This is a genomic window from Actinophytocola sp., from assembly GCF_009379765.1.
Taxonomy (GTDB): domain Bacteria; phylum Actinomycetota; class Actinomycetes; order Mycobacteriales; family Pseudonocardiaceae; genus Actinophytocola.
Map to the genome: position 1 here is coordinate 20,063 of NZ_WHTD01000048.1, position 17,517 is coordinate 37,579.

The window sequence follows — 17,517 nt, forward strand, 5'->3', positions numbered from 1 at the left end:
CACCCGCGAGAAACCCCAGCCCTGACCAGGTCGTGCCGGCCTCGTCGTCGACGGCCTTCCTGACTCGGCGGAGTCGGGTGCGGCGACGTGAGCTTACGTGGCCGGAGATACCACCGGTCGCCAACACGATGCCGGCGAAGATGAAGGACATGCACGGTCGCGCGTAGTCCGCGCGCAACCTGCCGGAGCCGGCGCCGGTCAGCACATGGCTGGCCTGTCACCCCGATCCCGATTGGTCGAACGCCTCGGTCCCGGCGGCGGCCCGGAACGGCTCGATCTCGGCGCGTTGATGGGCAGCGCGGTCGATCAGCACGTCGAAGTCGACATCGGGTAGCCGCGCACCGAGACCGGCCAGATCACGCAAGGTCGTCCACAGCTGTTTCTTGCCGTCGATGCCCATCGCGAGGATCTCCAACTCCTCGAACCGGCTCAACGGCGAGTACGACCTGACTCGACCGTTCGGCTTCACCCTCCCCACCCGCTCGGCCACGATCGCCAGCCCAGTCTTCACCCGGCTGATCTGGACCCCCAGCGGACGCATGATGCCGCGGAACGTCTCGACGTCCTCGGCGATTCCGGCCGCCACCCGTCCGAGCGCCTCGCCCGCCGGAGTATCGCGGTTGTTGTGTGCCGACCGCTTGGCGAGCTCCCGCCACGCCACGCCCATAGCCAGTTGGTCGTTCAGGTAAATGCCAAGGAAACGGTCCATGGCCTGGTGATACCCGTTTCATCACCATGAAACCATCGCCGCCGTGCCCCGTCAGGCCACAAGCACCTCACGGACCTTGGGCGGAAGGTCGACAAGCCGGCTCCACCTCGTCGAGGGAGACGATCGCTCCGATCTCCTTGTGCAGTCCGCGCCTCTGTCGTGGCAGATCACTCCGGGCACGTAGCCGAGCGCGGCTGGTATCCCGCCTGCGCCTTACGGGATTGAACCGCCCCGGGTTCGGTAGAGACTCGTTACTGGGTCGGGCGACCAGACTGGTCAACCGTCGGGCCGGCTGACGCACATCCGGGAAGCTGTGCGGTGGCGAGCACCCATCCCTGTCAGCCCAGCGACGTCCGCGCCACGGATGATTTGACACACGACACGCTGTATGACCGCGCGGCGAGGTCTGGGATGAGCCCCGCCGATCGATTGCGGCTGATGAGAGCGTGCGTCTCGTTCGGCGTCAGGTGCTGGACGTCTACCGGTCGAAGGTGAACACCGCCTGCAGGACGTGCCTGCGGTGGTGGGCGAGGTCGGTGAGCAGGGCCGGCGCCAGCTCGATGGGCACCAGGTCGGTGATCACGTGTTCGCGCATGCCCTTGGCTTCAGCCCGCAGCAGGCGGATGGTTTCAGCCGAGAGGCGCTCCCGGTCCCATAGGTGCATTGTGCCCCTGGGCACCCGCCCGATCTGCGCGCAGCGGATCGCGAGTCCGTTGTGGTGGAACTCCTCCCCCAGCCGCAGGTCCGCCGCGCCGCCGGCGTAGAACGCGAGGTCGATCACGGCGCCCTGGGGCCGCAGCAGTCGCAGTGCGAGCGCGAGGTTCTCGGCGTTGCCCCGGCACTGGAACACGACGTCCGCGCCGCGATCCCGGCTGGCGTGACGCCACCGGGACTTCAGCGTCTCCGCCGGCTCGCCGCCCGGGTCGAGCACCTCGAACCCCAGCGCGCCCGCCGCGGCCTGCCGCTGCGGTGTGGAGTCGACGAGCACGACCTCCTCGGCGCCGTGGTAGCGGGCGAACAAGGCGGTCAGCAGGCCGACCACCCCCGCACCGGTCACCGCGACCCTGCGACCGAGCACGCCGTCGGACAACGACCGCACGTCGGTCCCGTGCAGTTCGGCGGCCGCGTGCAGGAGCCCGTTCGCGCAGATCGGCCCCATGTGGGCGACATAGATCCCGAGCAGCGGGTCGAGGTCGTCCGGCAGGGGCACCACCCGGTCGACGAACGGGTCGACGCGGTAGCCGGAGCGGTGCCCGTAGGTCATCGCCACCGTCGTGCCCGCCGCGACCGCGGGGGCGCGGCTCTCCCGCACGATGGCGACCTCCATGTAGCCGAGTTTGCGGACCGGGTATCCGTCGCCCTCGCCCGGCCGGAACAGGCCCAGCTCAGCGTCCCACCCGGAGTCCAGAAAAGGGTTGGTGCCCTTGAGGAAGCTCAGCTCGGTGCCCGCGGATAGTCCACTGTAGATTGTTTCGGCGCGGAAGGTGCCCGCAGTCGGGGCGTCGGGCGGCTCGGTACGCACGCTCACCTGTCCGGGCGCGTCGATCACCAGCACGCGGTCATCCATTCGGTTCCTCCAGTAGGTGCACCGGCTCGCCGTCCTCGGCGGAACGCGCGAGCGCGCAGGCGAGCCGGTGGGTGCGCAGTGCCTCGGCGTAGGGCACCCGCACGTCGTCGGCACGGCCGAGCACGGCGTCGACGAACGCCCGGTCCGCGGCCCGCTTGGCATCGTCGGGATCGACCGCCTCCCACGCCGGTTCCCGGTCGTCGGCGCGGACCGCGATGCCGTCCTCGGTGATCGTGATCGCGAGACCGTCGGCGAAGACCTCCAGTCCGGCACGCTGTTTCCAGCCCAGCACGCAGGTGGCGGACAGGGTTCCGACCGCCCCGTCCGCGAACCGCAGGGCCGCCGCGGTCGCCCCGGCGACGTCACCGCCCGCCGCGGGCGCACCGGCGACGGCGTGCACCTCGACGACCTCGCCCGCGAGCAGCCGGGCCAGGTCCAGCACGTGCACGGCCTGCTCGATGGCCTGTCCGCCGGACCGGTCCCGGTGCGACCACCACGGCACGGGCGGCACCTTGTCCAGCCATGCGCCGGCCACGAGCCGGACCGGCCGGTCCGCGAGCAGTTCGTGGGCACGCCGCACCGTGGCCGCGTAGCGCCAGTGGTGGCCAACCGCGGTCAGCACACGGGCGTCCGCGACCACGGCGGCCACCCGCTCGGCCACTTCGAGGTCGAGCCCGAGCGGCTTCTCCACGAACATCGGCAGGCCGGCGGCGGCGATCGCCTCCTCGATGCGGCCGTGCCCGAACGGCGGCACGCACACGTACACCGCGTCCACGCCCGCGTCGAGTAGTTCCTCGAGGTCGGCGGCGGGGCGCGCACGCCAGGTCCTGGCGAACTCCGCCCGCCGCGGCTCGTCCGGGTCAGTCACCGCCGCCAGACCGACGTCCGGGAACTCGTTCAGCATGCGGGCATGCCGGTCCGCCACCGCGCCCGCGCCGACGAACCCGACCCCACAGTCACGCACCCGTCCTCCTCGGTCACCGTCGAGAGTCCTCTTCCTATACGACACGGGGATTGCCGGTCCGACCGCGACGAAACGGATCGCGACCAGATGATTCGGTCACCGTGCACGGGGAAGCCCCTTCGCCGTGAACGAGACAACGGCCGGGCTGTCCGACGCAGTCGCGGACTGGTTACCCCGCCGCACCTGGCGCTCCGACCAGTGGCGAGCGGAGGCGCTCGCGACGCGGAAGGACGGTCAGCGGATCAGCGTGGTGATCCCCGCGCGGAACGAGGAACGCACCATCGGCGCCATCGTCACCACGGTGTGTGAATGCCTGATGCGGACGGTGCCACTGGTCGACGAGCTCATCGTGGTGGACTCCCGCTCCACTGACACCACCGCCGCCACCGCCGCCGCAGCTGGCGCGACGGTGGTCGCGCAGGACGACGTGCTCCCCGCGCTGGAGCCGATGAACGGCAAGGGCGACGCCCTGTGGAAGGGGCTCGCGGCCAGCACCGGTGACATCGTCGCGTTCATCGACGGAGACCTGCGCGACTTCAGCGCACGCTTCGTCACCGGGCTGCTCGGTCCGCTGCTCACCCAACCCGGCGTGAGCTACGTCAAGGGCTTCTACCAACGCCCGCTGGTGGACGGCGGCGGCGTGGACCGCGACGGCGGCGGTCGGGTGACCGAGCTGGTGGCGCGCCCGCTGCTCGACTTCTACTGGCCGGACCTCGCCGGTTTCGTCCAACCGCTGGCCGGTGAGTACGCGGGGCGGCGTGACGTGCTCGCGGGGGTGCCGTTCGTCGTGGACTACGGCGTGGAGGTCGGGCACCTGATCGACCTGCTCCACGCCTACGGGCTCGACGCGCTCGGCCAGGTCGACCTCGGCGTCCGTCTGCACCGGCACCAGCCCAACCACCGCCTCGGGCACATGTCGGCGCAGATCCTGCTCACCGTGCTCAACCGGCTGGAGAACACGGGCCGAGTCATCGGCGCGACGCCACCGTCGACCACACTCGCCCAGTTCCTCACCGACGACGAACCCGCCACCGGCTCAGACGCCGGCCCCGGCGGCGGTCAGGTGGCCGGGCTGGGCCGCAGGCTCGTCCTGACCCGCATGTCGCCGGCGGAACGACCGCCGCTGACGACCGTCGAGCAGGCACAGCCATGAGTCTCACCGTGCTCATGAACGCGGGGCCATGGCTGCCGGTGCCGCCGAACGGCTATGGCGGGATCGAGAATGTCGTCGCGACACTGACAACCGCGCTCCGCGAGTTGGGCGTGCGCGTGGTCATGGCCACGGTCGCCGACAGCACGCTCCCGGTCGACGAACGGATCACGCACTTCCGGCACGGCCAGTTCGAGCACCTACTCGAGCCGTACAACCGCGTCTCCGGGCTCGCCCACGCACACCAGCAGCGCGTGCTCGCAGAACTGCGGCGACGCGACGACATCGACCTCGTGCACGACCACCTCGAGGTGGTCGGGCCGAGCATCCTCGCCTGCACAGACGCCCCCACGCTGCACACGCTGCACTGGGATCCGCGGCGGCACGCCGAGTTCTACTCCGCTCTCGACGGCGGACCACACCTGCGCGTCAACGGGGTCTCCCGGGCGCAGCTCGCGACGGCGCCGCCCGCCCTGCGCGCACGCAGCGTCGGCCACGTGCACCTGGCCACCCCGCTCGCCGACGGCGCGGATCGCAAGCCAGTGCCGCGCAAGGAGGACCACGTGGTGGTGCTCGGCCGGATCACCCCGTGCAAGGGCCAGCACGTCGCGATCCGGGTCGCCGCCAAGGCCGCGTTGCCGCTGGTGCTCGCCGGCCCGGTCGGGCCCTGCCGCGACCAGGCCGAGCTGGACGAGGCGTTGCGCGGCAACGGGAACGCGGCCGCGAACCCGGACGTGCGGTACTTCCTCGAGGAGATCGCACCGCACGTCGACGCCACCCGGGTGAGCTGGCCGGGCACCCTCTGCGACACGGAGCGGACTCGGCTGGTCGGCACCGCACGGGCGGCGCTGTTCCCCATCGAATGGGACGAGCCAGGCGGCACGGCGGTGATCGAGTCACTCGCCCTGGCCTGCCCGGTGATCGGCTACCGCCGCGGGTGCCTGCCCGAACTCGTCGACCACGACCACACCGGACTGCTCGCCGACCCCGGCGACGAGGACCAGCTCGTCGAGCAACTCCTCGCCGGCAAAGGGATAGACCCGGCCGTGTGCGCTCGCGAGGCCGCGCGGAGGTTCACGCCACGTGTCATGGCGCGGCGGTATCTCCAGCTGTACGAGCACATCCGCACGAGCACGTGCTGACCGACCACGCCTCGCGCTCGTGCGCGGGCTGGTCGATCAGCACGCGTAACCGCATTCCCGAGCTCACGGGTTGATGGCCGGCAAACGCGCTGAGGGTCGAGATCTCGATGCGCGCGGGCGTGGTCGATGATCAGTTCACCATCCAGGCTCTTGTTACCGCTTCCGGTGCGCGCGGGTGTCCTCAGACGGTGCGGGCGCCGGTTTTGGTGGTGAAGCGGAACTCGAGGGTCACTGGCAGGGAGGTGAGGTCGAGTGCGTTGCGGAGGCGAGGAAGGCCGTGGGTGTTGAGGCGGTGGCGGATATCGGCGAGGTCCGCATCGTGTTCGGTGGTGACGACCACGGCGAGTGTCGGAGCGTGCTGGGTGCCGGTGAGGTCGGCGTGCGCGGTGCGGATGCCGGGATATGCGGTGATATCGGCGACGAACGGTGTGGCAGCGATGCGCAATGGACCTGGATCCCGAGGTCAAGCGGGTCATTGCTCTGCTCCGGTTGGGGAGTCCAAACGGGCGCGCCCGACGGGACTTCCGACCCAGGTCAGACGCGCGGGCAATGCCCACGCGTCGACCGTCGTTGGGCCCTTGTGGCCGTGCGTGTCCCTGTATTGGTTGGAGGGGAAGGGTGAGGAGCGTGCCATGGCCCACGACGACGAGTTCATGCGAACGAGCGACGCCTTCTCGTGGTACCAGGAGTCCGATCCGGCGACGCGCGCCACCATCGTCGCGGTCGTCTGGCTCGATCGGGCGCCGGACCTGGAACGCCTGGTCGAACGGGTGGGCGCGGCGAGCAAGTTGGTGCCGCGCCTGCGTCAGCGGGTGGTGGAGCCGCCGGCACGCATCGCCGTAGGCAGGGGCTGCTGCTGGCCGAACTTGTCATGGGCCACAGCCGCGTTCACGCACCGACCGGGTGGATTCACGCGTCCCCGGTGCGTCTGCCCGTTCAGCGCACAACTGGTGGGCAAAACGGGGCAACCCCGGCGACGACGCTCCATCCGGCGGTCGTGGCACGGCTGTGTTTGCGCTTCTTACCGGGAGCCGGTGCTGATCCTGTGCGTTGGCTCCGCCTGGGCTGCGCCGACATCGGCGGTCACCGCCCGGGTCTGTCCCGAGGCGGGCCCGAACGACCGGCAATGGCGCCGGCGACTACCCAGCGATGTGGAAGCACAGATCCGCCGGCTGCACCAAGCACGTGGCAAGTGATAACGACGAGCAGCACGTTGTCAAGATCACCGGGCTCACGATGGGCGGTCGCCGCCGGCCTTGCGGTGCGCTGGCACCGCGTCCGTTTGGTTGGCGGTGTCGGTGTCAACCGGGTGCAGTGGTGTGTGGTCGCGTCGTGGTCGATGTGTCTGGTTGGCTCGCGCGAGCCGGAGACATGCTCCGGGCCGCCCCACGTCTGGTCGTCGCGCTTATTCAGTCGATGCTTGGCCATGGCTTCTCCCAACGACGTCCCTTCGAACACCCGGTTCGGCGGCAGCTCACACGGCCACGCGGTCGTCAGGGGCGGTGACCGACGCCGGTGCGCAACTCGTGCAGGCGCCCACCCTTGACTCGCGGGGTCAACGGTGGTGTCGGCATGCCGGCCCCCTCTCGCAGTCCGTCCAGGAACTCGGCAATCACGTCGGTGGACCTGTGGCGTGGCGTCCAGCCCAGCTCTCGTCGCGCCCTGCCGGTGTCCATGAGCGGTAGCCGCAGCACCGCGTCGAACAGGTCCGGCGTTGCGGGTACCGCGTGCAGATGCCAGGCGGCCGCCAGCGGAGCACGAAGTGCCCACCGCGGCGTCGGTACGGTCCGCGCGCCGAGGATTTCAGCGAGCACCGGCGCGTCGAGTACTGGTTCGGCGGCGAGGTTGAACGCCCCGTGGACCTCACCCAGCGCCGCCAAGCGGTAGGCCTCGGCGGCGTCGGCGGTGTGCAGCGCCTGCACGCGGAGCCCGGAAACGTCGGGCACGATCGGGATGAGTCCTGGCCGCGCGAGGCCGCCGGCGAACAAGGGACCGGCGAACAGGCGTCGTTGTTCGGAAGCCGACTCTCGTTTGAACAGGAACGCCGGCCGCATCCGCACCACCCGGATGCCCGGGTTCTGCGGGACGAAGCTGTCGAGATAGCGCTCCAGGTAGGCCTTCTCCCGAGTGTAGGCGGCGGCCGGCCAGCCATGGGTCGGCCAGCTCTCGACGACCCGGCTGTCCTTGGGCCCAGGTGAGTAAGCGCCGACCGACGAGGCGTGGATCAGGGCCGGCACACCCCGTCTGGCGACAGCCTCGAAGGTGCGGATGCTGCCCAACACGTTGGCCCGCCAGGTGGTGACCGGGTCTCGGGCCGGTTGAAACAGCCAGGCGAGGTGGATCACCACGTCGGCGCCGGCCACGAACCGGTCGAGGTCGTCGTCCTCGGCCAGGTCAACGCGGGCCCAGTCCAGTTTCGGACACGACCACCGCGGTTCCCGACGGGCAAGTCCCAGGATCGAGGTGACCGAGGGATCCTCGCTGAGCGCCTGCACCACGCTGGTGCCCACGTTGCCGCTGGCGCCGGTGACCACCACCCGAAGACTCTGTGGCTGCCGTTCCTCGCTCATGACATCCCCTCGCAGGCTCGGTGATGCCGCTCGCGGTCACCCTGTGACATTGACTCGCTCGTAAGCTCGCTCATGGGTTCTGGTCCCCTTCGGTGCCGTGCACGATCTCCACGGGTTCGACCTCGCCACCGAACGCTTCGGCCGCCGCACGGACACGCAATCGCTCCAACTGGTCGATCTGCCGGCGGGCGCGGCCGATCAGCTCATCGAGCCGAGTCGAATCGAGTCGCGAATCCGTTTCGGCGCGCACCCGCAGCGTCCGCCAGCCGGCGGACTTGCCCTCCACCCCGAGCCGCATCGCCTCCAGTTCGACGACGCGGCTCAGCGGAGACCGGACGACCAGCCGACCGTTGAGCTTGAGCCGGCTGACCTTCTCCACGGCCCATGCCGCCCAGGTCTTGTAGTGGCGGACCGGCACGTCCAATGCGGTCATCATGTCCAGCAACGCCGCGCGGTCCTCGGCGACCTCGCTCGCCAGCCGCTGGAGCACCTCTCCACCGGCCCACTCGCGCTCCGCACCAGCCAACCTCCTGGCCAGCTCACCGCCGCCGACGGCGCCCGCCAGATGGTCATTCAGGTAGATGCCGAGCAAGGTGTTGTCGTTGAGAGCAGCAGCCATGCCAGTGGCGTACCCGCCACTTCGAGGCCTAATCCCGACGGGGCACGAATAGCGCGGCGCATGGCGGGCAGCCAACACCGACTGTCGATTCCGGTCGCGGCCACTGAGTCACGGGCGAGGAAGCCGACCCTCAGCCGCTGCTAATCCGACCCGTGTCACAGGGAACCGATTGACGGCTGCCGCGCGGACCTCGTCCTGGCGTGCGCCGCGCGTGGGGCGGCCGAGGGTCGGTTCCGGCGCGTTGATCTCGCCGGGTTCCCGGTCCTTTCGAAGTCCTCGCCACCCGGAGTGCCGCAGCCTGCGGTCGCTGCGGGTGGACTGCCGGTAGACGACTTCACCGACCAGTACCGGCTCGACCCCAGTGCGCGTGCCGGGCGTCCTCTCGCGGCGGCTCGGTCGTGAACGGGCATGTCGGGCGCTCCAGTTTGTAGATTCCGGACTACGGAATTCGGGTCTGTTGATCGTGAGAGACGCTGTCGATGTCGGCCGTGGTCTCGCGCAAGGCGTCGACCAGCTCTTTGATCCGTGACCGCGGCAGCGGGCGCTCGGCGCGGCGACGGCGATCGAGGCGACTACGCGCGGTATCCGATGTCGGATCGACGAGGACGACCGGCGCGCCGGGGAGTGGATGTCCGACCGACCCCGGCCGGACCTCCGAACCGGGTGTGTTGCCGATCAGCGCGGTCGTCTCGGTTTGCCCGAATCCGTCCCTGATCGTCAAGCCCCACGCGGCCCGGATCTGCTCGATCACCTCAGGGTTGAGGGGTTCTCCCGCCGCGGCGAGCTCGCGCAGCGTCCCGGGGCCGCTCGAGAGGTCCGCCTTGATCAGCATGCGCCACACGGTGGGCGGGGCGCAGAAGGACGTGACCTCAGCCGAGCGCAGAAGGTCGAGCATCGAACGTGCGTCGAAACGGGTGTAGTTGTAGACGAAGATGGTCGCCTCGGCGATCCACGGGGCGAAGAAGCAGGACCAGGCGTGCTTGGCCCAACCGGATGCCGAGATGTTGAGGTGCACATCCCCCGGTCTGAGACCGAGCCAGTACATGGTCGTCAGATGGCCGACGGGATAGGACGCGTTGGTGTGCTCTACGAGCTTCGGTTTGCTCGTCGTTCCCGAGGTGAAGTAGAAGAGCAGCGGGTCCGTTGTGGCCCGTCGGGGATGCTCGACCGGGTCCGACGCTTCGCGGCGTGCCTCGCGGATGTCGGACCAACCTTCGGGCGGACCGTCGCCGGTTCCGACGCGGAGTCGAATGAGGTTTGCGTCGATGTCGTCGAACTTCCAACAGTCGTCGGCGTTGCAGACGACAACGCGAACGTCGGCGCGGCTGATGCGGTCCGCCAGGTCTTCCGGTCCGAGCGCCGTGGTCGTTGGCACCACGATCGCGCCGATCTTCATGATCGCGAGCATCGTCTCCCACAGCTCGACCTGGTTCCCGAGCATGACGATGACCGGGTCGCCACTCTTCACGCCGACGCCGCCGAGCCACCTGGCGAGCTGGTTCGAGCGCTTCGCCATCTCGTCGAACGTGTACGCGACATGGCTACCCGACTCGTCCGCGATGACGAGAGCGGGCGTGTGGCTGTCCTGAGCGATGCGGTCGAACCAGTCGTGTGCCCAGTTGAACCGCGCTCCGACGTCGGGCCACTCGAAGTCGGCGACAGCGCGATCCCTCTGGCCGCGCAGGGCCAGCAACGTGTCCCGGGCCTCACGATACGTCGGGCGGCGTGGTGCACCCATTCCTACCTCCGATGCGGGTGTCTGGTGAGCCTGACGCATCAGGCCAGTTGCTGGTGGTGCGACCAGGTGATCTTCGCGACGCTGGAGTGGCCTCCCGGGCCGCCCGCGGCCAGTACGAGGACGTCCTCCGGCTTGTCGAAGACCGGCACCCAGTCGTCGTCACTGGCAGACCGCGGGAACAGGCGGTCGCCGGTGAAGGCCTGGGCACGGACGTCGCCGACACGTCGTCCGCTGTGCTTGGCGATGTACTCGCTGACGTCGTTCTTGCTCCACCCGGCGTTGGCGATGTGGTTGCGGTGGTCCTCACCGAGCAGCACCGCCGCACGCCGGCCGATGCGCTGGAACAGGCTTTCGTCCTCCCGGTTGAACGGCGCGTTGTACTGGGTGGACAGTGAGAAGAACTCGACGATCGGACCCAGCACGGCCTCCGGGTCACGTGCCTCGAGGTGGTTGATCTCGAACGGATGCCAGGAGCAGGCGACGAATGCGGCGCTGTCGTCGGCGTTGTAGCCCGCTTCGACATGGAACGGCTGCCAGGGGCTGTTCTCCTCGTCTTCACCGATGACCCATCCGTACCGGTACGCCGAGCCCATGGTCGCCCTGTCGTACAGGCCGATCTTCGCTTGCCAGAGGTTAATGAGGCAGAGGTGGATGGCCCGACCGATCGTGGCGTTGGCGCGTGTCCCAGGGCCCATCACGCTCATCCGGGTGTTGACACCGAGCCTCGTACGGATCGGTCCGTTGAGAACTACCAGCGGCGCGAACGACGCTGTGCTCACAATCCATTGCGGACCCTCGAGAACGATCGAGTCCATGGCGGCCAACACGATCGGGAAGTAGTTCGGCCGGCATCCGGCCATCACCGCATTCACGGCGACATCGCGGACTGTCACGGCGCGGAGAGGACTGTCCTGGGCGTCGGAGCGGGTGCTGGGGGCCAGTTCGTGCCTGCACTGTCGCCACCACGGCAACGGGGTGTGATCTACCGGGCATCGGACTATATGGTGGACCGCGCGCTGGCGGGCGACGGCCCGCTGCGCGGGGCGACCGTCTCGAGCGCGGCCTGGGACACCGTTCTCCTGCTCGCCACCGATTCGCAGTCGCTGGCCGTTGGCCTGGCCGTCCAGGACGCTGGCCTGTTCGATATCGCCGCCAACGCCTACTACCAGGCCGCCAGGAACAGTCCGATCGGCCGGTACGACTTCGCGCACACCATGGCGCTGCACGAGGACCTCGAGCGGGCCGAAGCGGCGTTTCGCGGGCTGTCCGCGGCCGGCGATACCAACGCCACGGTGCGGCTCGCCAACCTGCTGAGTGATCAAGGTCGAGACAGCGAGGCGAAACTTCTCTACCAGGGCGCCGCCCGCGCGGAGAACCTTCGCGCAGAGGCCCGCATGGCCCTGCTGTACGGCAAGCACGGTGGTGGTGCGGAGCGCGACGAGTTCTACCGCCGGGCCGCCGACGACGGGGACACGGACGCCATGGTCGCCCAAGCCCGAAGGGCCACGGCCCAAGACGTCGAGTCGCTGTACCGGCGTGCTGCCGACGCAGGAAACATCGATGCCATAATCGGGCTCTCCCTTCGGCTCATCCGGAAGGGGCGCACGAGCGAAGCTCAGGAATACTTCGAGCGGGCGGGACGCCCATTTCCGCTACCGTGACAAGGCCGAGGTGGAGGTGAAGAAAGCCGCGGCGTTGCTCCAACGGCTTCCACCTCCCGCTACCCCGCCGACCTCCTCGGAACGCTCGTTATCGAGCTGGTCCCACAGGCTTGTCCGGCGCCGGTGGACACCGCCGCCCACCTCCGGACGGCACCGGCCAAGATCCGAGGTTATGGCGCCATTCGCCGGGTATCCGAAGCTCCCAACAGAGCCAGGAGGCCCAGATGACTCAGCCAACCGGCGGCTACGTCCCGCCGCATGGAGAAGAACCTCAGTCCACCCCGGAGGTCGCGAGGAACGAGGCGTTCGATGTCGCCCGTACCGCGGCGCAGAGCGGCGGTCAGGTCGGCGACACCGCCGGCGAGCAGGCGAAGCGCGTCGCCGCAGAGACCGCCCGGCAGGCCAGAGACCTGATGCAGGAAGGTCGGGACCAGCTCGTCGACCAGGCCCGGGAAGGACAGCGCAAGGCTGCGAGCAGCATGCACACGCTGGCCGACCAGCTACGTGACATGTCCCAGAAGGCCGATGGCGAGGGCCTCGCGCCTGAGATGGTGCGCCAGGCCTCGGACCGCACGCGCAGCGTCGCGGCCTGGCTCGACGAGCGCGAGCCCGGCGCGCTGCTCGATGAGGTGCGCCGCTTCGCCCGCCGCAAGCCCGGCATGTTCCTTGCCGGCGCCGCCGTCGCCGGCGTGCTCATCGGCCGGCTCACCAGAGGCGCGGTGGCCGCCGCGCGCGACGACTCGAGCCCGGGCGAACGCCGCGAACCAGTCGCCCGGTCGATGCCCACCCCACCACCGGTGACGACACCGGACCCGTACGCCGAACCCGCCCTGGGCGCGGTTCCGGGACAGCCCGTGGCCGGGCCCGGCTACGCAACGCCGCCCCCACCACCGCCGGTCACGCAGCCCGGAGCGCCGACAGCGGCACCCGGCCGGCGCCCCGGACCGGTGACCCGATGACTGGCCCGGTGATGCCGCCGACGCCGTCCACGGTTCCCGGCGGCCCAGCCCCGGGAGACCCGGACGTCGAACACACGTCGGTCGGCGAACTGCTCGGCGACATCTCCCGCGACCTGTCCACGCTCCTTCGTCAGGAACTCGCTCTGGCGAAGGCCGAGGTCAAGCAGGAGGCGGCCAAGGCGGGCAAGGGCGCGGGCATGCTCGGCGGCGCGGGTTTCGCCGGATGCATGGTGCTGCTCTTCCTGTCCCTCGCGCTCTGGTGGGCGCTGGCCAACGTGATGGACGAAGGCCTCGCCGCATTGATCGTCGCGGTCCTGTGGGCCGTCGCCGGAGCCGTTCTCTACGCCATCGGTCGCAAGCGCCTGCGCGAGCTCAACCCCATGCCCGAACGCACCGTGGACACCCTCAAGCAGATGCCGGATGCGATTACCCCTCACGAGGAGAGACCATGACCACGCCCAACGACCCGGACCGGCTCCGCCGCGACATCGAACGCACGCAGAGAAACCTGAGCTCCGATGTGGACAGACTGACCGAGAAGGTGACGCCCGGACGCATCGTGCACCGCAGGGTCGACCGCGCCCGCCGCGCGATGACCACGATGCGCGACCGGGTCATGGGCACCGCGTCGAGCGGCGCAGCCACGGCCGGCGGCACCATGTCCGACACGATGGTCACCGCCCGCGACAAGATCGGCGACGCGGCGTCGTCGGTCGCCGAGGGCACCTCGTCGACGGCGTCCAGCGTGGCGCAGACCGTCGAGGAGGCGCCGCAGGCCATCCGCCGCGGCACCGAGGGCAACCCACTGGCCGCAGGCCTGATCGCGTTCGGCGCCGGCTGGCTGCTGTCCTCACTGATGCCCACCAGCAAGGTCGAGCAGCAGCTCGCCGAGCAGGCGAAGGAAGCGGCGCAGGAGTACGGGCAGCCGGTGGCCGAGCACCTGGGCCACGCGGCCGAAGAGGTTCGCGACAACCTGCGCGAGCCCGCACAGCAGGCCGTCGAGTCCGTGAAGGGCACCGCGTCCGATGCCGCGAGCACGGTCGCGGACGAGGCGAAGGACGCGGCCAGCGACGTCACCGACCGCGCCCAGGAAGCGAAGTCGACCGTCCAGCGCGAGTCCTGACGCAATCCGGCCGCCCCCCGGACCGGCCCACCGGAGCCGGTCCGGGCATCGTTGGGACGTCGACCTCGGCCCGCGATCGGTTGATCACGTGGCGTACCAGAGTTCTCGGGCAGCTGCCCCGCACGGCTCGCGTGTTTAGGCCGCGAGCTGGCGGGAATCGCTCGCACGGGACCACGAGGGTGGAGGTGGCGATGAAGGCCGTTGTGTGGCACGGCAAGCGGGATGTCCGTGTGCCGGCCGAGCGACTCGTGGCGCCGAAGCTGCCAGAGCCACGCGGGCCGCTGTCCGCCGCGGTGATCGCGACGCTGCGGCAGGACCCGCCACCCGGACCGATGCCGCTGATGGAGGCCGATCGGGCCGACCCGTACGGTGAGGACCTCACCCTCGCCCTGCACGTCTGCTACGAGCTGCACTACCGCGGGTTCCGCGCGGTGCACGCGGACTGGGAGTGGCAACCTGACCTGCTCAGCCTTCGCTCGGGCTTGGAGCACACGTTCCTGGCCGCCCTACGCTCCGATGTAGATGGTGGCGATGATGTCGTCGCCGCGCTCGACCCGCTGCTCGTGGAGCCGGTACCCGGCGACGGCGTGACCCATCGGCTGCGCGACACGGGCACCCTCGAGCAGGTGCGGGAGTACTTCGCGCACCGCTCGATCTACCACCTCAAGGAAGCCGACCCGCACGCCTGGGTGATCCCTCGACTGTCCGGGCAGGCCAAGGCATCACTGGTGGCGGTGGAGTTCGACGAGTTCGGCGGCGGCCACGCCGATCGGATGCACGCACAGCTCTTCGCCGACCTGCTGGCCGGCGCCGACCTCGACCCCGGCTACCTGCACTACCTCGACCAGGTCCCGGCTCCGGCGATCGCGGTGGTGAACCTGATGTCGTTGTTCGGCCTGCACCGCGGCCTGCGCGGAGCATTGGTCGGGCACTTCACCTCCGCCGAGATCACCACCGCACCCAGCGCCCACCGGATGGCCCAGGCGCTGCAGCGGCTACGCCTGCCCGATGCCTGTGTGCGGTTCTACACAGAGCACATCGAGGCCGACGCGGTGCACGAGCAGGTATGCGCCGCGACGTGCTCGGCGACCTGCTCGACCGCGAGCCCGACCTGGCCGCCGACGTCGTGCTCGGTGTGCGGGCCACCGAACTGCTCGAACAGCGGCTGGCCACCCACCTGATGACCGCGTGGGACGCCGGCGTCACGTCGCTTCGTCAGCCGCTGCGCTGAGGAGACCCGGTGCGCACTCGACGCCGGTGACTGGTGTCGCACAACGGGTAGCGCTTGCTGCGCCGGCACGTGCACACCGCGACGAGGAACCGGTCCGACCGCACCGGCGTGCCGTCGTCGAGTACCACGTCCACCGGGCCCTCGAGCAACAGCGGGCCGCCGCTCACCTGCACAGCCCTGCGCACGTCATGCTGCCCGTTCGATTCGGTCACCGCGGATCACCACCAATTCCTCGTGCCGCTGCCCGACATCGATCAGACCGCCGTCCTCCAAAAACGCGACCCGACCGCGCAGCACCGGACCGAACGGCTCGATGTGCCGAGCGACCACCGACGCCTTCAACCCACCGCCCCGCAGCTGATGCAGCGTCCGATCCACACCACACAGCTGCGAGTGAACGATCAGCACCATGCCGCCCGGCGCGAGCAGCAGCGGCGCCAACGCAGCCACCCGGTCGACCATGGCCCGCCCCTCGCGCCCGGCGTCCCACGCCCTGGCCCGGCCCCGGCCCGGCGGACTCGGTAGCTCGCACGGCACATACGGTGGGTTGGCCACGATCACGTCGAACAGGCGCTCGGCCGCCACCTCCAACGCATCTCCCCACCGGACCTGGATAGGCAGCCCCCGCGCCCTGGCGTTGCACCACGTCGCCAGTGCGGCCCGTCGCGACACGTCCACCGCCAACACATCACCAGCACCGGCAGTGGCCGCGGCTACAGACAGCGCACCGGTACCCGACCCGACGTCCAACACCCGGGCGCCGTCCGGAATCGCGGCCTGCCGGAGAGCGTCAACCAACAACCATGTATCCGCTTGTGGCCGGTACACACCCGGCAGTCTGATCAGCATCGCGCTGGATACCTCGTCCACAGCAACAGAAACACGCCGCGGTCCGTTGCGTACTATCCGGACTGCTCGGTCGTGTCGTGTGGGGTGCCGACCGGCTTGGACTCCGGTGACCCGCGCTGTCGCAGGTAGACACTGAACACGGCCATCGAGCCGATCGCCAGGAACTCGGACTGCCAGTTCTGCAGCGACCGGTTCCAGAAGTCTGCGCTGGCCACGTACTGCGCCCAGGACACCGGGTCGGTGAGCTGGCTGAGCTGTTCGGCATTGAAGGCGCTGAGCCCGGCGATCGACTGGGCCAGCCACGACAGCAGGAACAGCCCGCCCATCACGATGCAGAGCGAGCGAGAGAACACGGCGGTGCGCCACCCACCGGCCCGGGCCCAGTTCGGTGACCGTGCGGTGGCGTGCCGCCCGACCCGCTGCTTCTCGTCGGACTCGTGCCCGATCTCGTCGGGGTGCTTGGACTCCGGCGAGCCGCGTTGAACCAACCACACCGTGGCGAGGATGTAGAGGAAGAACTGCAGGTACTCCGACTGCCAGTTCTCCGCGACGTCGACGGCGAAGTCCGAGGTGGTGAGGAAGTTCCAGAACGGGACCGGCTGGCCGCCGCCGAGCACCTGGCGATGGTTGAAGTCCGCGTGCCCGGCGATCGCCTGCCCGACCAGGGCGCCGAGGAACGACAACCCGAAGGCGACGCTGAGCCCGTTGTCTCGCAGAAACCGCTTCATCCCCGCCTCACATCCGGAGCAGGCCGACGACGACGAAGTACGCCAGCCCCGCCAGGACCATCCCGAGATAGACCACGAACACCGTCCGGCGCAGCGTTTCCCGCATCACGCCCCCAGCAGGCAGTCGTAGGTGCCGTCCGTCGCGCGGGTGCAGCCGGCCGCGGCCACCCGCCACCCGACGTTCAGCTCGACCAGGAACAGCGTGCCGGTCGACGCGCGTGCCTGCGCACGGTCACCCCACACCTCCACGCCCTCGACCGCCCCACCAGCGATGTCGACCGAGCCGAGCGAGCTCGTACACGGCCCGCCCCCGGAGTACTCCAGGCTCTCCCGCGTGTCCGTCGCGAGCAGCGCACACGCAACGCGGGTGTCACCGTCGCCCATGGCGGCGAGAAAGTCCGTCGCGACGGCCGCCGAGTCGGTCTCGCGCTGACCCGTCCCGCAGCCAACGCACAGAATGATCAACACCGCCACGACACCGAGCCGGTAGATCAGCACCCGGCGATC

19 protein-coding genes and 1 pseudogene are annotated in these 17,517 nt (G+C 69.8%); 8 read left to right on the forward strand and 12 right to left on the reverse strand.

Annotation, left to right across the window (positions count from 1 at the left end; genetic code table 11):
• Nucleotides 1–217: 217 nt before the first annotated feature.
• The 3 genes from GEV28_RS16635 to GEV28_RS16645 all read right to left on the reverse strand — a co-directional run bounded on the left by GEV28_RS16635 (nucleotide 218) and on the right by GEV28_RS16645 (nucleotide 3,240).
• On the reverse strand, nucleotides 218–709 hold the full coding sequence (locus tag GEV28_RS16635; protein ID WP_291412983.1) for a hypothetical protein: 492 nt from the start codon (nucleotides 707–709) through the stop codon (nucleotides 218–220).
• A 478-nt stretch (nucleotides 710–1,187) separates the two neighbouring features.
• Nucleotides 1,188–2,276, reverse strand: a complete 1,089-nt coding sequence (locus GEV28_RS16640; RefSeq protein WP_291412984.1) for a zinc-binding alcohol dehydrogenase — start codon at nucleotides 2,274–2,276, stop codon at nucleotides 1,188–1,190.
• Nucleotides 2,269–3,240, reverse strand: coding sequence for a Gfo/Idh/MocA family oxidoreductase (locus GEV28_RS16645; RefSeq protein WP_291412985.1), 972 nt, complete (start codon nucleotides 3,238–3,240; stop codon nucleotides 2,269–2,271). Before GEV28_RS16645 ends, GEV28_RS16640 begins: the two co-directional genes overlap by 8 nt.
• Before the next feature lie 124 nt (nucleotides 3,241–3,364).
• Here GEV28_RS16645 and GEV28_RS16650 point away from each other — a divergent pair, with 124 nt between their 5' ends.
• Nucleotides 3,365–4,393: a glucosyl-3-phosphoglycerate synthase gene (locus GEV28_RS16650; RefSeq protein ID WP_291412986.1), complete on the forward strand. Its 1,029-nt coding sequence runs from the start codon at nucleotides 3,365–3,367 to the stop codon at nucleotides 4,391–4,393.
• Complete coding sequence (locus tag GEV28_RS16655) at nucleotides 4,390–5,532, forward strand: glycosyltransferase (protein ID WP_291412987.1); 1,143 nt, start codon at nucleotides 4,390–4,392, stop codon at nucleotides 5,530–5,532. The genes GEV28_RS16650 and GEV28_RS16655 overlap by 4 nt, the downstream gene beginning before the upstream one ends.
• 181 nt (nucleotides 5,533–5,713) lie before the next feature.
• Here the strand turns inward: GEV28_RS16655 and GEV28_RS16660 are convergent, their stop codons facing one another.
• Nucleotides 5,714–5,977 carry a hypothetical protein gene (locus GEV28_RS16660; RefSeq protein ID WP_291412988.1) on the reverse strand — a complete coding sequence of 88 codons (264 nt, stop codon included), beginning with the start codon at nucleotides 5,975–5,977 and terminating at the stop codon, nucleotides 5,714–5,716.
• A 187-nt stretch (nucleotides 5,978–6,164) separates the two neighbouring features.
• On the opposite strand from GEV28_RS16660, the gene GEV28_RS16665 reads away from it, so the two are divergent.
• A complete protein-coding gene (locus GEV28_RS16665) occupies nucleotides 6,165–6,728 on the forward strand; it encodes a hypothetical protein (RefSeq protein WP_291412989.1) in 564 nt (187 codons plus the stop codon).
• Between the two features lie 297 nt (nucleotides 6,729–7,025).
• Here GEV28_RS16665 and GEV28_RS16670 read toward each other — a convergent pair whose 3' ends face one another.
• The 4 genes from GEV28_RS16670 to GEV28_RS16685 form a co-directional block, all read right to left on the reverse strand.
• Nucleotides 7,026–8,102, reverse strand: a complete 1,077-nt coding sequence (locus GEV28_RS16670) for an NAD-dependent epimerase/dehydratase family protein (RefSeq protein WP_291412990.1) — start codon at nucleotides 8,100–8,102, stop codon at nucleotides 7,026–7,028.
• A 70-nt stretch (nucleotides 8,103–8,172) separates the two neighbouring features.
• The gene (locus GEV28_RS16675; protein WP_291412991.1) at nucleotides 8,173–8,694 is read right to left on the reverse strand and encodes a hypothetical protein; all 522 of its coding nucleotides are present in this window, start codon (nucleotides 8,692–8,694) and stop codon (nucleotides 8,173–8,175) included.
• Between the two features lie 466 nt (nucleotides 8,695–9,160).
• Nucleotides 9,161–10,498, reverse strand: a complete 1,338-nt coding sequence (locus GEV28_RS16680) for an AMP-binding protein (RefSeq protein WP_367115113.1) — start codon at nucleotides 10,496–10,498, stop codon at nucleotides 9,161–9,163.
• On the reverse strand, nucleotides 10,498–11,154 hold the full coding sequence (locus GEV28_RS16685) for a hypothetical protein (protein WP_291412993.1): 657 nt from the start codon (nucleotides 11,152–11,154) through the stop codon (nucleotides 10,498–10,500). Before GEV28_RS16685 ends, GEV28_RS16680 begins: the two co-directional genes overlap by 1 nt.
• 282 nt (nucleotides 11,155–11,436) lie before the next feature.
• On the opposite strand from GEV28_RS16685, the gene GEV28_RS16690 reads away from it, so the two are divergent.
• The 5 genes and pseudogenes from GEV28_RS16690 to GEV28_RS16710 all read left to right on the forward strand — a co-directional run bounded on the left by GEV28_RS16690 (nucleotide 11,437) and on the right by GEV28_RS16710 (nucleotide 15,433).
• Nucleotides 11,437–12,120 (forward strand): hypothetical protein, encoded by a 684-nt coding sequence (locus GEV28_RS16690; protein WP_291412994.1) that lies wholly within the window; start codon nucleotides 11,437–11,439, stop codon nucleotides 12,118–12,120.
• Nucleotides 12,121–12,344: 224 nt separating this feature from the next.
• Entirely contained in the window at nucleotides 12,345–13,079 is a 735-nt protein-coding gene (locus GEV28_RS16695; RefSeq protein ID WP_291412995.1) for a hypothetical protein, read from the forward strand.
• Complete coding sequence (locus GEV28_RS16700) at nucleotides 13,076–13,531, forward strand: phage holin family protein (RefSeq protein ID WP_291412996.1); 456 nt, start codon at nucleotides 13,076–13,078, stop codon at nucleotides 13,529–13,531. The genes GEV28_RS16695 and GEV28_RS16700 overlap by 4 nt, the downstream gene beginning before the upstream one ends.
• Complete coding sequence (locus GEV28_RS16705; RefSeq protein ID WP_291412997.1) at nucleotides 13,528–14,202, forward strand: DUF3618 domain-containing protein; 675 nt, start codon at nucleotides 13,528–13,530, stop codon at nucleotides 14,200–14,202. The genes GEV28_RS16700 and GEV28_RS16705 overlap by 4 nt, the downstream gene beginning before the upstream one ends.
• A 191-nt stretch (nucleotides 14,203–14,393) precedes the next feature.
• A pseudogene (locus GEV28_RS16710) lies at nucleotides 14,394–15,433 on the forward strand (iron-containing redox enzyme family protein).
• Here the strand turns inward: GEV28_RS16710 and GEV28_RS16715 are convergent.
• From GEV28_RS16715 to GEV28_RS16730, 4 genes are all read right to left on the reverse strand, one after another.
• Nucleotides 15,418–15,645 carry a CDGSH iron-sulfur domain-containing protein gene (locus GEV28_RS16715; protein ID WP_291412998.1) on the reverse strand — a complete coding sequence of 76 codons (228 nt, stop codon included), beginning with the start codon at nucleotides 15,643–15,645 and terminating at the stop codon, nucleotides 15,418–15,420. The pseudogene GEV28_RS16710 and the gene GEV28_RS16715 overlap by 16 nt on opposite strands.
• Nucleotides 15,620–16,282 (reverse strand): HemK2/MTQ2 family protein methyltransferase, encoded by a 663-nt coding sequence (locus GEV28_RS16720; RefSeq protein ID WP_291412999.1) that lies wholly within the window; start codon nucleotides 16,280–16,282, stop codon nucleotides 15,620–15,622. Before GEV28_RS16720 ends, GEV28_RS16715 begins: the two co-directional genes overlap by 26 nt.
• Before the next feature lie 53 nt (nucleotides 16,283–16,335).
• A complete protein-coding gene (locus GEV28_RS16725) occupies nucleotides 16,336–17,010 on the reverse strand; it encodes a DUF6766 family protein (RefSeq protein WP_291413000.1) in 675 nt (224 codons plus the stop codon).
• A 105-nt stretch (nucleotides 17,011–17,115) separates the two neighbouring features.
• Complete coding sequence (locus tag GEV28_RS16730; RefSeq protein ID WP_291413001.1) at nucleotides 17,116–17,508, reverse strand: hypothetical protein; 393 nt, start codon at nucleotides 17,506–17,508, stop codon at nucleotides 17,116–17,118.
• Nucleotides 17,509–17,517: the final 9 nt, after the last annotated feature.

Excerpts from the sequence above, each read along its gene's own strand:
- GEV28_RS16635 (WP_291412983.1), bottom strand. The coding sequence starts at position 709 with ATGGACCGTTTCCTTGGCATTTACCTGAACGACCAACTGGCTATGGGC.
- GEV28_RS16640 (WP_291412984.1), bottom strand. The coding sequence starts at position 2,276 with ATGGATGACCGCGTGCTGGTGATCGACGCGCCCGGACAGGTGAGCGTG.
- GEV28_RS16655 (WP_291412987.1), top strand. The coding sequence starts at position 4,390 with ATGAGTCTCACCGTGCTCATGAACGCGGGGCCATGGCTGCCGGTGCCG.
- GEV28_RS16665 (WP_291412989.1), top strand. The coding sequence starts at position 6,165 with ATGGCCCACGACGACGAGTTCATGCGAACGAGCGACGCCTTCTCGTGG.
- GEV28_RS16670 (WP_291412990.1), bottom strand. The coding sequence starts at position 8,102 with ATGAGCGAGGAACGGCAGCCACAGAGTCTTCGGGTGGTGGTCACCGGC.
- GEV28_RS16680 (WP_367115113.1), bottom strand. The coding sequence starts at position 10,498 with ATGCGTCAGGCTCACCAGACACCCGCATCGGAGGTAGGAATGGGTGCA.
- GEV28_RS16685 (WP_291412993.1), bottom strand. The coding sequence starts at position 11,154 with ATGGGCCCTGGGACACGCGCCAACGCCACGATCGGTCGGGCCATCCAC.
- GEV28_RS16695 (WP_291412995.1), top strand. The coding sequence starts at position 12,345 with ATGACTCAGCCAACCGGCGGCTACGTCCCGCCGCATGGAGAAGAACCT.
- GEV28_RS16700 (WP_291412996.1), top strand. The coding sequence starts at position 13,076 with ATGACTGGCCCGGTGATGCCGCCGACGCCGTCCACGGTTCCCGGCGGC.
- GEV28_RS16705 (WP_291412997.1), top strand. The coding sequence starts at position 13,528 with ATGACCACGCCCAACGACCCGGACCGGCTCCGCCGCGACATCGAACGC.
- GEV28_RS16720 (WP_291412999.1), bottom strand. The coding sequence starts at position 16,282 with ATGCTGATCAGACTGCCGGGTGTGTACCGGCCACAAGCGGATACATGG.
- GEV28_RS16725 (WP_291413000.1), bottom strand. The coding sequence starts at position 17,010 with ATGAAGCGGTTTCTGCGAGACAACGGGCTCAGCGTCGCCTTCGGGTTG.